Raw genomic sequence first — 14,270 nt, forward strand, 5'->3', positions numbered from 1 at the left:
AATCCAAGAATTGGAAGAGATAGTGACACCAGGAAGCGGATTCGGTTGTACATGTTAGTTAATATTTATGCAATAAGAAGAGGGTAACCGATTATGGAAAATATAGAACTAGAAGATGTAATAGTAAGTGAAATAGAAGAATTAGAAGAAATAGTAACACCAGGAAGCGGTTTTGGCTGTAATTGTTAGTTAAAATTTATGCAATAAAAGGGGGTAACCCATTATGGAAAATATAGAACTAGAAGATGTAATAGTAAGTGAAATAGAAGAATTAGAAGAAATAGTAACACCAGGAAGCGGTTTTGGCTGTAATTGTTAGTTAAAATTTATGCAATAAAAGGGGGTAAACCATTATGGAAAATATAGAACTAGAAGAAGTAATAGTAAGTGAAATAGAAGAATTAGAAGAAATAGTAACACCAGGAAGCGGTTTTGGCTGTAATTGTTAGTTAAAATTTATGCAATAAAAGGGGGTAAACCATTATGGAAAATATAGAACTAGAAGAAGTGGTAGTAAGTGAAATAGAAGAATTAGAAGATATAGTAACACCAGGAAGTGGTTTCGGTTGTAATTGTCCATGAAAAGTAGACAAGAGGTATAATTTTAAAAAGTAAAATCCAAGAGGCATAATTGTAATAAATTAGTAACTTGAAGAATGGATTTTTGGTGTAATTATTAAACCTAGATTATATTAAGAAAAACAAATAAATCCAAGAATATTACAATACTCATTATTATTTGTAAAATATAAAAACTAAGGAGATAAGTATGCATCATTTATTTGATAAAGAAGGAAAACGATTTTTGTTTGATTCTAATGAAATTAGGCTTTATAGGGTACCAGAAAAATACAAAGGAATAATAGATAAGAATGGTATAGGTGATATAAACTTTAACAAAAGAGAAGTAAATATTCAAATAAAAGATAAAGATTTAAACAAATGTTCAAAACTTGTGTTGATTATTAGTAAAGTATGCAATTTAAATTGTAAATATTGTTATGCTAGTGGTGGTAATTATGGGGATAAAGAATCTTTAATGATGGACTTAGAAACTTTAATGAAAAGTATAGAAGTAACTTTAGATATTTTTCCAAAAGGAATAGAGTGCATACAATTTTTTGGAGGAGAACCATTAACAAATTATAAAATTTTGAGGGATGGGATTTTATTTATTAATGAATTATTCAAGAAGCGAAATCTAAAAAAACCTAACTATACAATAGTTACCAATGGAACTATAATAAATGAAGAAATTATAGAAATATTCAATGATTTTTTTCAATCAGTTACTATAAGCTTAGATGGAAAGAAAGAAATAAATGACTATAACAGAATATTCAAAAATAATAATCATAGTGTTCATGATAGTGTGATCAAAAATATTGAACTAATGAATAAAAGTAGGCCATATTTATTGGATATAGAAATGACTGTTGATGATAAACAAATAGATTATTTTATAAGTAAAAATAACATTGATAATTTTAAATATATCAAAACACTAAAAGTTGATTCTGTACATATGACACCTGTAATTGATTGTAAAAATGTAATGAGTGATAGTGAGAAGCGGAGGAAGGAAAGTAGAGTAAAATATTTTGACTTATGCATTAAGGAATCTTTAAAAGGTAAAGCAAAAGAAATTAATCTTGTAAAAGCAAAAAGTATTATACAAATATTGAAAAATAAAATAATATCAGAACATTTTTGTTCAGCTGGAATAAGTACTATAACAGTAGATGAAAAGGGTAATATTTATCCCTGCTTTATGTTTGGAGAAGTTGATGAATTTGTTATGAGCAATATTAATAACTTTTTACAAGAAGATTTTAATAAAATAAGACAAAAGTTTATTGATAATAAAATAGTTAACAATAACAAATGTAAGACATGTTGGGCAAATACAATTTGTTCTGAAGCTTGTTCAGGATGCGTGGGCTCATTTTATTTAACCAATAAAAATATATCAGAAGTAATTGATGAACATTGTGATATTGGTAAAAGTGGATTAGAAAGAGTATTGTATCAAGTGTATGAATATTCAGAAAGTAAGAAGTTGAAATGAATATAAAATTAAAGCCTAAAGTTAGCAAAGGATTGTATTATAATCAATTATATAAAAATGATAAATCAAGTTATATAGTACTTGGAAATAAAATTAATGGAGTAAATTTAATCATTGAGGATAAAAATATTATTTCAATTAATCTATTGATAAAGGAATTTAATGGAAATAATACTTTAGAAGATATAAGTAGCAAAATCGGTATAGAAATACATGAACTAATATCCATTGTAAATTTACTTAAGAATAAGGGAATAATATCACTAGGGCAAATGGGAGAAGAAACGTTAACAAAGAACTTCAATGAAGCAGAGCGATTTTCCTTGAAGATTTTTGAAAAATCATTATCTAAGATAAAACTAAATCCTGTGATATTAGCGAAATTTCTAAAAGGTTTTAAGTTTATTTTCTTAATTAATGCAGTAATATTTTTCTACTTGTTTGCAAAATATCATAATCAGTATTCAATATTTGATCTGATTAAATATAAAGAGTCATATTTGGAATCATATATTTTGATAAATATTTGTATGGTTTTTTCATTCATTTTTCATGAGATAGCTCATTTATTAGTAGCACAAAGATATGGAGCAGAATCCAAAAAATTTGTATTTATATTATATTGGTATTTTATACCAATGATGTATTTAGAAAATAAAAACTTATATTCATTGAAAAGAAAAGATTTATTAAAGGTGTTATTAGCAGGGGTAACCTTTAATATATTTATTTCCTTAATATCTTTAAATATTTTTTATATTACTAACCTCTATATATTTATAGTAATCGCATTGGCAAATTTAAAAATGTTCTTTGTTAATCTAATACCGTTATCATTAAGTGATGGATACTTTGTTTTTACTGTATTATTTGGGGAACCTAATTTAAGGAAAAGTAGTTATAGACTTATAGGTAATACATGGAAAAGAGCAGTTCTAAAGGGATATAAAAAAAGTGAAATCATATATTCAATTGTAACATTTGCTTCAACTATGATTTTATTTACATTTGAGATTACTTGGTTAATTTCTTCTTTACAAATAATTAAAGGGCTTTATTTAATAGTATTAATTATTTTCATATCATTGTTATATTGCATTTTTTATATATGTTTGATACGAAAAAGATTCGTCAGTAAAACAATAGTAGATGGGAGGTAAACTATATATATGGACAATATATTAAATTATTTAAACAATCCTAATAAAATTATAACAATAATTTCCGGAAGTGTAGAAGATACGATATCACCTATGGATCTAAAGATGAAAGGATTAATAGTATTAAATAATCTAATGCAGAGAGGGATGGTAAAGGGTGATAAATTAATTTTAAAATATGAAGATAATGAAATTACCAAATTACTCTATGTTTTTTGGGCATGCCTTTTAGGAGGAATAATACCTGTGTTTATAAGTGATACTGGAACAAACATAAGAAAACTTAAAAATATAGCTGATTTTATAGTTGAATCAAAGGTGTTACTTATTAATAATGATAGTCTAGATATAGATGCAGAGAAAAAAATATTTCTAAAAGATATATTAAATGGTGATAAAAAGGCTCGAATTCGAGAAATAGAAGATGAAGATATAGCATTTATTCAATTCTCTTCAGGGACAACAGGACAGCCTAAAGGTGCAATGATTAAACACAAAAATTTAATGGCAAGTATAAAAGCTATGACAAAGGCAGTGGAATCTACAGAAACAGATATTCATATTTCGTGGATGCCTTTATGTCATGATATGGGGTTAGTAGGATTTCATTTATTGCCAATATATTTGAAAGCAAAACAAATAATAATAGCGACAAGTAAGTTTATTAGAAATCCATTGATTTTGCTAGAAAAAGTAAGTGAAAATAATGCTACAATGATGAATGCCACAAATTTTTCTTTAAAATATATGACAAAGATGGCAAAACATAGAATAGACAAATGCAAGTTTTCGCTACAGTCGATTCGAAAAGTAGTTATAGGGGCTGAACCTATAAATTCAGATATTATAGAAGAATTTTATGAATTAATGAATCAATTTGGATTAAGCAGTAGCACATGCTATCCAGTATATGGTTTGGCTGAAACTACATTAGGCGTTGCTTTCCCTAGGGTTAATGAAAAATACAAATATTTATCATTAGATAAAAGACGCTTGTTTGTTGGTGACAGAATAATAGAAAATCATGATAAATATAGACAAAATGTTTTATTAGAAGGATATCCTTTATTTAATTTACAAGTTAAATTCACAGATAACGACGGAGAAGAATTAAAAGATGGATATGTAGGATATATAAATATTAAGGGAGAAAGTGTCATTGATTCTTATTATAAGAACGTGAATAGTGGAGAATTTAACAATGGTTGGTTTAATACTAGAGATTTAGGATTTATTTATAACGGTGAAGTTGGTGTGTTAGGAAGAACATCCGATGTTATTTATGTCAATGGAAAAAAAAGCTTCTGCTATGAAATTGAAGAAATATGTGAGAAATTTACAAAGACTAATGGTAAACTATGCATATGTGGTATAAATAATGCTGAAAAAGGAATGGACGATATTTTTTGTTTTTATGAAAGAAAAGTAAAAAACAAAGATAAAGATATTATAAATAAATTAAATACTTACCTAAAGGGACAAAACAAGATTTATCTAAATTGTTTTGTCGAAGTGGATAAAATTTATAAAACTACTAGTGGGAAAATTCAAAGGTATAAATTAAAAGAAGAGTATTTAGATAATAAGGAAAAAAAGTTTAATAATATTCAGAAAAGAATAAGGGAAGGATTTGAATTTGTTCTAGAAAAAAAAATAGATAAAGAAGGAGACTTCTTTTTAAATGGAGGAGATTCTATTACAGCTATAATGCTTTTAGAATATATAAAAGAAAAGCTTGATATAGAGATATCAGGAGAAGTTATATATATGAATTCCTCAATAGAAAAGCTTACACAATATATTGGAAATAGGTGTAGCTATGAACAATAAAAATATAGATAGCGATTGTAGAATTGAAAGTTTCTGTACTCTTTTACAGTTAGAAGGGTTAAATATTAATAAATATATTCTATTTGGATTAGGGGAAGGATTGAAGACAGATATTATAGAACATAAGAAAAAAAGTATTAAATATTATTCTTTAGTTGGAAGAGATATGGATGTTGAATTAAGAGCATTAGAAGTTTTAGGAGTAACTTTTCACGTTAACATAAATGAAGAAAAAGGAAATATATTAAATGGATTAATAAAAAGAAATATTGATAATAAAAAACCGGTTTTAGTAAACTTAGATAGATATTATCTGGAATATTTACCAATAGATAGAGCCCATTTTGGATTGCATTGTGTAATTATTTGTGCATATGATGATAAAAATGGTATGGTAGATGTAATAGATCCATTTGTAAAAGAAAAACAAAAAATAAAATATTCAATATTAAACCAAGCAATGCAAGTGGAACTAGAATACTTTTCACCAAAAGGGATTTTAATAACCATTGGCAATATAAATAATAAGTATCTTTCTAAGGAATCTATTAGAGAGGCTATAGTATCTAATTGTAAAAAAATATTGGCTAATAGTAAGTTAGTAATTGAGAAAATGGAAAGAATTTTTTATAATATAAGTTTGGTTAATAATCAAGATTATAAAAAAATACTTATTAGTTTTCAAGTAGATTATATATGTAAATTAATATTAGAGTTAGAGCCAACTGGATCTATGTACAGAAAACTTTATTCTGAATATTTACTTTTCTCTGCAGATGAACTAAATCTAGCAGAAATAAAAGAACAAGCAGTAAAGTTAAAAAAAATAGGGGGAAGATGGAAAGAATTAGCTATAAGCTGCAAGAATGAAAAGGAATGTAATAATAAACATCATTATTTTGTATATGGATTCAAAGATATAATTGCAGAAGAAAAAATAATTTATAAACAGATATTGGAATATATAAATTGAAAATCCATTAGGTAAGTACTGCCAATAAGCATTGCAAAAATATAGCGGTTATTAATTTGATAAGTTATTAGATGGAGGGATTATATGCTTACTGATGGTATCAATGATCCATATTTTAAAGGTAATCATAAATTATATGGTATTGGAGAGAAAATATATAAAATATTGAGTGGCATGAGATTGTAAAAAATGCACAAAAAAAATATAAATGCACTTATGAATTTATAAAATTATTTATAAAAGTTAAATAAAAGTGGGCGGTGACTAATGATTAGTTTATACAGAGTGTTAAGCAGTAATATTAGAAAAAATATTGGTAGAAGTATAATAATAATAATAACATTAATTATAGCATCAGTTTCTTTGTTCACAACTTTAGTATTTAAAGATGTATTAGTTCAAAATCAGATTAGTAATATAAAATTAACAGAAGTTGGAAAAAGCAATTATATCATTACCAAAAATAAAGATAGTGATATGATGAAATTTGACAATAACAATGGTAATTTAACTAATTTTACTGGGGTATTAGGACTTGGTGGTACTGTAGAAAAGGCTAAAGATGTATTTAAATTCGAAATTGATGGTTGTAATCTAAATGAGTTTAAAAATATGTTTTATTATAATATTGTACAGGGAACCGACAATATTAATTTAAATGAAGCAATCATAAGTAAAAATACATCTGAGGAATTGAATTTAAAATTACATGATGATTTCAAAGTATATATTGATGATAAAGAAATTTCGTTAAAAGTAGCAGGGATTGCTAGTGATGGAAAGATATTTTCTGGAAATAATGAAAGAATTTTAGTAACGAGAGAAACACTTCAAAAGGGTTTTAATATAGGACAAAACTATATTAATAAATTATATGTAAAAAGTGATTTGAGTATTGGAACTGTAAAAATAAATGAGCGGAAAATATTCAAAGCTTCAGTTGATATCAATGATAGTATAGATTATAACTCAATAATTGAAGATGTAAATAGTTATGTAAGTATTTTAGCAATTATTTTTATATTTGTGCTTTTACTCAGTTGTCTGATAATCTACTCAAGCTATAAAACAATAATATATAAAAGATTCAATTTTATTGGTACGTTAAAAGCGATAGGAGTAAATGATAAGAAAATCTATGCAATTCATTTAATAGAATGTATTATTTATGGAATAATTTCGAGTGTTATAGGGATAGTAACATCATTGGTTATAAGAGCTGCGATTACTAATAAATATAAGGATATTATATCATCAGATAGCAAGAGTAGTATAAAACCTCAAATCATAATTACAATAATGTTAGTAATATTATTAATAACATTAATCAATATAGTTGTTCAACGGCAGGTAAATAAAATGAGTATAAGAGAATTACTTTCAGATGGTAAAGTGTTGAAAGACAGAGGAATTAAAATAAGTGTAATTGGAGCTATATATTTTATTATAGTTAGTATATGGTCTTTTAATACACCTACAACTAATAACACAATATTGTATATTATTTTACTTATAAGTCAAATATTAACCTTCGTTCTATTTATAGATTTTATTTTATTTATCTCACGTAAATTAATAGAAAAATTTAAGGGAAAGGGTGTTTTTTATTCAGCTTTAAGAAATGTTTTACAAAACAAAAGTTTATTTAAAAATATTAGTTTGCTTGCAGTAGGGGGTATGATTATAATGCTAATAGGCATATTTTCATATAGTACGGCTTCAAGTATGAGTAGCTTCTACAATGAATATAAATGTGACTTAACATTAAGTAGTGAAAATATTAATAATAATAAGATTAAAATCTTACAGAATAATCCGCTAATTAATAAGCTTTACCTATTTTCTAGTATTAATGTGGATTGTGATGGAAAAGGAGAATTGTCTGCAAGGGTAATAAATAAATTACAAGATTTTTCGAAATTTTATTCCATCAACTTAGAGTATAATGACAATAATACTTTTGAAAATGGAAGAAATGTTATTATAACAAAAATATATAGTGAAAGATATAATATTAAAATTGGAGATAAGATTTCTATTAAGGAAAACAACAAAGAGAGTGAATATAAAGTATATAATATTTCAAAAAGCATGGTTAATATGGGAAACACAATTTATATTCCTAAAAAATATGCTCAATTAGATTTTAATGTAACAAATTATAATGCAGCATTTATTAATTCTAGTAATACTATTGAATGTAAGAGAAGTATATATAAATCGTTAAGTAGTACTGATGATAATGTGGCTATCCTAAAGGATAAAATAAAAGCAGATAATAAAAGTAATGAAATGATATTTAATTTATTTTATATATTTGCTTTTCTTACATCATTAATTGGAATTATAGGAGTGATGAATAATTTGGTATTATCTACTATAATTAGGAGAAAAGAATTTGCTATATATAAATGCATCGGAGTTAAATCTAAAAAGCATATGGCGCTGCTATTGTTAGAAGGAATTCTTATTGCTTTAATTGGAGGAATTATGGCCATACTGGGGAGTATCTGTATTTCTTCTGTAATTAGCAAGTTGATATTTAATTTTGGATTACCTATAGAGGCTAAGATAGTTGCAAAAGAGTTTTATCTTGTATTTGCATTTATTGTATTTTTATCATTTTTACCTACATTAATTAGTTTAAGGGGAATAATAAAAAGAAATCCATTGGAGGATATAAGACATGAATAGAGATGAAAAAATTATATTAGAGGCAAGGACTTTATATAAAGATTACGGTATTAAAGATAATATTGAGCATGTTATAAAGGGGATATCATTAAAAATTCATGAGGGAGATTTTATTTCAATTTTAGGTCCATCGGGTTCTGGGAAAAGTACTCTTCTTTATTTATTAAGTACATTAGAAAAGGTTACAAAGGGAGAAATATATTATAAAGGTAACAGCTATTCTTCAATAAATGAATCTAATAAAAGTTCAATTAGAAATGAAGAGTTTGGATTTGTTTTTCAGAACTTTAACCTAATAAATGATTTAACTGTAGAAGATAATATTTTATTACCAATAACATTGGGAACAAGGAAGCAAAAGATTGATAGAGAAAAATTAAATGATATTCTAAAGTTCGTAGATATATACGATAAAAGGGAAAAGAACCCTACAGAATTATCAGGGGGTCAAAAACAAAGAGTTGCCATAGCTAGAGCTTTGATAACTGAACCTAAAGTTCTATTTGCGGATGAACCAATAGGAAGTTTAGATAGCAAAAATGGCGAAATGGTAATGGAGATTTTTAGAAATATAAACAAGAAAAATGGAACTACAATAATTCAAGTTACTCATGATGAAGATACTGTTAAGTACGGTAATAGAGTAATAACAGTAAAAGATGGTGCAATATACGATAAAGAAACTAAAATTGATGAGAGAATCGACTAGTACGATGGGAGGGCACAGAAAAAGCTATTTGTGAGTAGTATAAGTAATATGATTGCAAGACAATTATCAAATTAAAATTCCAAGCACCGTAAAAAAGTAACAAGGGAATCAATGGACTGGGGTTTTAGTGTACGAAATAGAAGCTTATTAATAGGATTATACCCTAAAAAAATAGGAGCTTTAAAAAGTTCCTATTTTTTTCAATTCTACATACATATTATATGAAAGATTTATTTTATTATTAAGTAATCTTCCAACACATGAATGGGTAATACCTAACAATTTGGATAATTGAGCATAGGTTAATTTATTTTTAATCTTCCAAGCTTTGATTTTTTCACCGGGATTATTAAAATATATTTTATAATACTCATGAAAATAATTATAATGTAGATTGAATAATTTACATAATTTATCTATGCTTATGGGTTTGGGCATGATGTTATGAACCTCCCAACCTTCTATTGTGCTACAATGCATATTTAATAAACCTGCCAGATCTTCTTGTCTTAAGTTATGGGTATATCTTAATTTAATGATTTTATCAGCAATAGTTGTCTCTGGTAATTCTTTATACAGTTCATTATATAGGTAGAAAACTTTACTTGTAAAAATTTTCCTAATTGTCGCACTTTGGTATAGTGAGCTGGCGCAAATTTTGCAAGTTCCCCAGAACGGGTACTAATACATTGCCTTGATCCAGTTTTTGTATGCCAGAAGGTGGCATATACTAACATTGGAGAAGTTGTTAACATACAGGATGTTGTAAAAAATACAATAACGGGTGTAAAAGGGGTTGGCGGGGTTCAAACACGAGGTAAGTGCAGAGAAGGTTATCCAAAATCTATATTCGTTAGATAAACAGAGTCTCATGGTTTTATTAGCCATGAGACTCTGTTTATAGATATAGGTTTACTTACAACTATAAATGATGAAATTTGAATACAAATTTTATAGCACATATGATGAAACTTTGAATTAAAGCAAAACAAGAATTTGGAAGTAAAGAAAATCAATTTGGATGATAATATCTGAATTGCTTTTCTTTTATTGGATAATTTAAATGCAGGCCACTTAGTGGAATTTGCTACTACTTTGTTAATTCATGAGCGCCCTATTCTTTTGCGTATTGGTAGTATCTATGTTTAAAACCTAAATTTAACTCGATAACTTCTACATGTTATAAAAGTTAATATTTTCATAAATTATAATATTTAGCTTTTATATCTAATTTATAGTATACTTAAATAAATATTTTAGATATGTTAGGGGGAATTATGGTTAATGATATTTTTATATTGATTTTTATTTCTGTTGTTTTCAAGTTTATAACTAAGATGATTAATTTTAATACATATGATTTTCACATTAAGAAAGCTAAAGAATTTGCTATATTAAGTTTGTTAATAATAATAATAATAATTGTTATTAGCGAACCAATATATCTATTGATTGTAAAAAAATATTTCATGAATGTTTCTTCTGAAATAAAAATATTTTTGCAGGGATTGGCATATTTAATGCAGCTATCCTTAGTTTTAGCTACAGTGATTATTAATAAAGAAGGTATTTATAGTGTGGGTATTACAAAAAATAATATATTAAAATCAATTCTTACTGGATCATTCCTTGGGATTATTCATTTCATATCGATAAAAAATACATATATAACAAATAACAATATTGATATTGTTTATTATATTAATTCTTTTGTTAGTTTTTTCATTGTTGGATTTGTAGAAGAAGTTGTTTTTAGAGGATATCTTCAAAATAGATTAATTTCTTGGATTGGTACAATAAAAGGGTATTCGCTAACAGCAGTGATTTTTGCATTTTCTCATTTACCCAATAGATTAATTATAGGCGGAATGAATTTTAATAGTGCATTATTAAGTTGCGTAGAATTAATTCCTTCAGGTCTGCTTTTGGGATATATAATGATAAAAACTAAGAATATTGTTGCTGGTTCAATATTTCATACATTTATTGATTGGACACAAACAATATTGTTCACATTGGGTTAAGGTGTGCAGGCAGCTTTTACTGTGGATATACTTTAATATTTTAAATACTTGGTAAAATAAACGTAAAGCCTTATATAAGTGTTACATATAATCAATGTATAGATGTTTTATCTTTTAATAAAACAATCAGATTATGCTACATAATAATTCATACACCTTTTATAATACATATTATTAAATAGTGTAAAATTTTAGATATCTATAATTTCATAAATAATCAATCAAAAAAATTCAATGAAATTATAAATGAAAAATCTAGCAATATATCAGGTGGAGAAAAACAAAAAATTTCTTTAATTAGAACATTTATTAAAAACGCAGATCTTATTATATTAGATGAACCAACTTCTGCTCTTGATAAAAACACCATAGTGGCTCTAAAAAAAGTTTGAATGATTTAAAAAAAGATAAAATAATAATCTTCATTACACATGAAAGAGATATGTTAGATATAGCTGATAAAGTTATAAATTTTGATAATCTTATATAGAGATAAACTATATAAATCAAGGGTTGTGAAATATATTGATTAATAAAGTAATTAGAATGAAAAACACGATAAATATTACAGTAAAACATTTGTTTAAAAGACTACTAGAATCTCCATTATTGCTGGGGTGGATCATTATTGGAACAATTATTGAAATTATGCTGAATGGTTATAAAGGACTACTAATTAATATTATTAACCTAATATTATTGACATTTTTTACAATAGTAATAAAAATCATGACAGATAGTTCACCAGTTAAACTTATTCCAAAAATAAAACATCCAAGGTTAGAGCTATTTTCAGGTATATTATTTTATATTTTCTTATTCATTGAAACTTCTATATTTTGGGGACAAGCAAATATACCTTATCTAAGCTCCGGAATTACTAATTTGTTCTCAAGCATAGAAAGCATTAGCTTGAAATTTGGAAATATAGGTGTTCCAATTTGGGTTTTAACGCTTTTAAGTAATGCTGCATTGGTTATTGTTATAGAATTAATTCCAATTGTTATTTTATTCCTATGTTGGGGATATGGATTCAAAAAGATGGGTTTTATATTTAGCAACCTCCGTTTAATATTAGTGTTAGTAGGTGTGACTATTATTTTAGGGCTACATTCTAGAATTTTATTCCAACAACCCTTTTACAAGACAATAATAACATTTTTTATATCGATTTTTGTTAATGGATTGCCGGAAGAACTTATTCTCAGAGGGTATCTTTTGCCTCGTTTTGAAGCCGTGTTTAAGAATTCTATTAATGCGTTGGTAATTGTGGCAATTTTATTTAATATATTCCATGTGCCAACTTACCTAGCAAAGGGAGTTAGCATGTATCAAATCTTAATGACATCCTTCAGCATCGTATATCCATCAGGTTTAATTTGGGGATATTTATATTTGAAAACTCGAAGTATTGTTCCAGGCATTATTTGGCATACATCTAATGCAATTTTGGGAATCATTTTTTTAAGTTCACTATGGGGTACATATATACTATGAACTATAAAATTCATGAATTGTAGTACACATTATTTATAAACTCTATGGTGACTAAGGCTATTGGGGAAAAATAAATGATGTTTCTGATTTTATGCCGATTAGGCACATGACTAATAGTGGAAAGTTTTTATCTGCTAGTTCATGGAATGAGGATTTTAATGTAGAGGAATTTTATAATGCAGTAATAGAAGCGTATTAATAGATTACACCTTAAAAAATAGGAGCTTTAAAAAGTCCCTATTTTTTTCAATTCTACATACATATTATATGAAAGATTTATTTTATTATTAAGTAATCTTCCGACACAGGAATGGGTAATACCTAATAATGTGGATAATTGCTCATAGGTTAGTTTATTTTTAATCTTCCATGCTTTGATTTTTTCACCGGGATTATTAAAATATATCTTATAATATTCATGGAAATAATTATAAGGTAGAATGAATAATTTACATAATTTATCTATGCTTATGGGTTTGGGCATGATGCTATGAACTTCCCAACCTTCTATTGTGCTACAATGCATACTTAATAAATCTGCCAAATCTTCTTGTCTTAAGTTATGGGTATATCTTAATTTGATGATTTTTTCAGCAATAGTTGTCTCTGGTAATCCTTTATACAGCTCGTTATATAGGTAAAAACCTTTGTTTGTAAATATTTTCCTAATTATCGCAATTTGGTATAGTGAGCTGGCGCAAATTTTGCAAGTTCACCTGAACGTGTACTAATTCATTGCCTTGATCCAGTTTTTGTATGCCAGAAGGTGGCATATACTAACATTGGAGAATACAGGATGTTGTAAAAAATACAATAACGGGTGTAAAAGGGGTTGGAGGAGTTCAAACACGAGGTAAGTGCAGAGAAGGTTATCCAAAGTCTATATTCGTTAGATAAATTGAGTCTCATGGTTTTATTTGCCATGAGACTCAGTTGCTATATTAAATAAATGGTTCTGTAATCCTTTAAATATAATCTTATTGATTCATAGTTTTCATAAACTTTATGTAGAATTTTGTATATAAATAAATCAATATACAAACAAATATATATAAATTCCGACAGTACATTTATGATACAATCCCTAAATATGAATAATATATAGACATTTTATGAATAAAGGGGAATCATATATGAAAATAGATAAGATCATTTCAGTTACTTTGGCTGTTTTTCTACTCACATCAGTATTTCCAATTACAGTTAATGCAGATCAAGTTAGCAGCAATAAGGCAAGTACTCAAAATGTGCAAACAAAAAAAGTTAAGAAGGAAAAAGTAGGAAAGATTACAAAGGAATTGACAGAAGATAGAAC

Annotated in this window: 11 protein-coding genes and 2 pseudogenes; 12 read left to right on the forward strand and 1 reads right to left on the reverse strand. The window is 26.4% G+C overall.

The window, feature by feature from the left end:
- Nucleotides 1-769 precede the first annotated feature (769 nt).
- The 6 genes from BR66_RS0112945 (at nucleotide 770) to BR66_RS0112975 (ending at nucleotide 9,434) form a co-directional block, all read left to right on the forward strand.
- On the forward strand, nucleotides 770-2,068 hold the full coding sequence (locus tag BR66_RS0112945) for a radical SAM/SPASM domain-containing protein (RefSeq protein ID WP_026883320.1): 1,299 nt from the start codon (nucleotides 770-772) through the stop codon (nucleotides 2,066-2,068).
- Nucleotides 2,065-3,228: a zinc metalloprotease gene (locus BR66_RS0112950; protein WP_026883321.1), complete on the forward strand. Its 1,164-nt coding sequence runs from the start codon at nucleotides 2,065-2,067 to the stop codon at nucleotides 3,226-3,228. Before BR66_RS0112945 ends, BR66_RS0112950 begins: the two co-directional genes overlap by 4 nt.
- 9 nt (nucleotides 3,229-3,237) lie before the next feature.
- Complete coding sequence (locus BR66_RS0112955; protein ID WP_026883322.1) at nucleotides 3,238-5,058, forward strand: non-ribosomal peptide synthetase; 1,821 nt, start codon at nucleotides 3,238-3,240, stop codon at nucleotides 5,056-5,058.
- Entirely contained in the window at nucleotides 5,048-6,031 is a 984-nt protein-coding gene (locus tag BR66_RS0112960; RefSeq protein ID WP_026883323.1) for a BtrH N-terminal domain-containing protein, read from the forward strand. The genes BR66_RS0112955 and BR66_RS0112960 overlap by 11 nt, the downstream gene beginning before the upstream one ends.
- 267 nt (nucleotides 6,032-6,298) lie before the next feature.
- The gene (locus BR66_RS0112970) at nucleotides 6,299-8,725 is read left to right on the forward strand and encodes an ABC transporter permease (protein ID WP_026883324.1); all 2,427 of its coding nucleotides are present in this window, start codon (nucleotides 6,299-6,301) and stop codon (nucleotides 8,723-8,725) included.
- Nucleotides 8,718-9,434, forward strand: a complete 717-nt coding sequence (locus BR66_RS0112975) for an ABC transporter ATP-binding protein (RefSeq protein ID WP_026883325.1) — start codon at nucleotides 8,718-8,720, stop codon at nucleotides 9,432-9,434. The genes BR66_RS0112970 and BR66_RS0112975 overlap by 8 nt, the downstream gene beginning before the upstream one ends.
- A gap of 180 nt (nucleotides 9,435-9,614) precedes the next feature.
- Here BR66_RS0112975 and BR66_RS0112980 read toward each other — a convergent pair whose 3' ends face one another.
- Complete coding sequence (locus BR66_RS0112980) at nucleotides 9,615-9,872, reverse strand: helix-turn-helix domain-containing protein (RefSeq protein WP_026883326.1); 258 nt, start codon at nucleotides 9,870-9,872, stop codon at nucleotides 9,615-9,617.
- Nucleotides 9,873-10,079: 207 nt separating this feature from the next.
- On the opposite strand from BR66_RS0112980, the pseudogene BR66_RS25220 reads away from it, so the two are divergent.
- From BR66_RS25220 to BR66_RS0113010, 6 genes and pseudogenes are all read left to right on the forward strand, one after another.
- Nucleotides 10,080-10,295 (forward strand): annotated as a pseudogene (locus BR66_RS25220) (sporulation peptidase YabG); the annotation flags it as partial.
- Nucleotides 10,296-10,711: 416 nt separating this feature from the next.
- Nucleotides 10,712-11,458: a CPBP family intramembrane glutamic endopeptidase gene (locus BR66_RS0112985; RefSeq protein ID WP_026883327.1), complete on the forward strand. Its 747-nt coding sequence runs from the start codon at nucleotides 10,712-10,714 to the stop codon at nucleotides 11,456-11,458.
- Nucleotides 11,459-11,697: 239 nt separating this feature from the next.
- Nucleotides 11,698-11,850, forward strand: coding sequence for an ATP-binding cassette domain-containing protein (locus BR66_RS26815; RefSeq protein WP_423219382.1), 153 nt, complete (start codon nucleotides 11,698-11,700; stop codon nucleotides 11,848-11,850).
- Between the two features lie 133 nt (nucleotides 11,851-11,983).
- Nucleotides 11,984-12,955, forward strand: coding sequence for a CPBP family intramembrane glutamic endopeptidase (locus BR66_RS0113000; RefSeq protein ID WP_026883328.1), 972 nt, complete (start codon nucleotides 11,984-11,986; stop codon nucleotides 12,953-12,955).
- Nucleotides 12,956-13,646: 691 nt separating this feature from the next.
- Nucleotides 13,647-13,852: pseudogene (locus BR66_RS25230) on the forward strand (sporulation peptidase YabG); the annotation flags it as partial.
- Nucleotides 13,853-14,088: 236 nt separating this feature from the next.
- A partial coding sequence (locus tag BR66_RS0113010; protein WP_026883330.1) for a hypothetical protein occupies nucleotides 14,089-14,270 on the forward strand: 182 nt, incomplete at its 3' end.

Source organism: Clostridium akagii DSM 12554 (assembly GCF_000686725.1).
Classification (GTDB): Bacteria; Bacillota; Clostridia; order Clostridiales; family Clostridiaceae; genus Clostridium_I; species Clostridium_I akagii.

Coding starts and splice junctions, on each gene's coding strand:
- BR66_RS0112945 (WP_026883320.1), top strand. CDS start 770: ATGCATCATTTATTTGATAAAGAAGGAAAACGATTTTTGTTTGATTCT.
- BR66_RS0112950 (WP_026883321.1), top strand. CDS start 2,065: ATGAATATAAAATTAAAGCCTAAAGTTAGCAAAGGATTGTATTATAAT.
- BR66_RS0112955 (WP_026883322.1), top strand. CDS start 3,238: ATGGACAATATATTAAATTATTTAAACAATCCTAATAAAATTATAACA.
- BR66_RS0112960 (WP_026883323.1), top strand. CDS start 5,048: ATGAACAATAAAAATATAGATAGCGATTGTAGAATTGAAAGTTTCTGT.
- BR66_RS0112970 (WP_026883324.1), top strand. CDS start 6,299: ATGATTAGTTTATACAGAGTGTTAAGCAGTAATATTAGAAAAAATATT.
- BR66_RS0112975 (WP_026883325.1), top strand. CDS start 8,718: ATGAATAGAGATGAAAAAATTATATTAGAGGCAAGGACTTTATATAAA.
- BR66_RS0112980 (WP_026883326.1), bottom strand. CDS start 9,872: ATGCCCAAACCCATAAGCATAGATAAATTATGTAAATTATTCAATCTA.
- BR66_RS0112985 (WP_026883327.1), top strand. CDS start 10,712: ATGGTTAATGATATTTTTATATTGATTTTTATTTCTGTTGTTTTCAAG.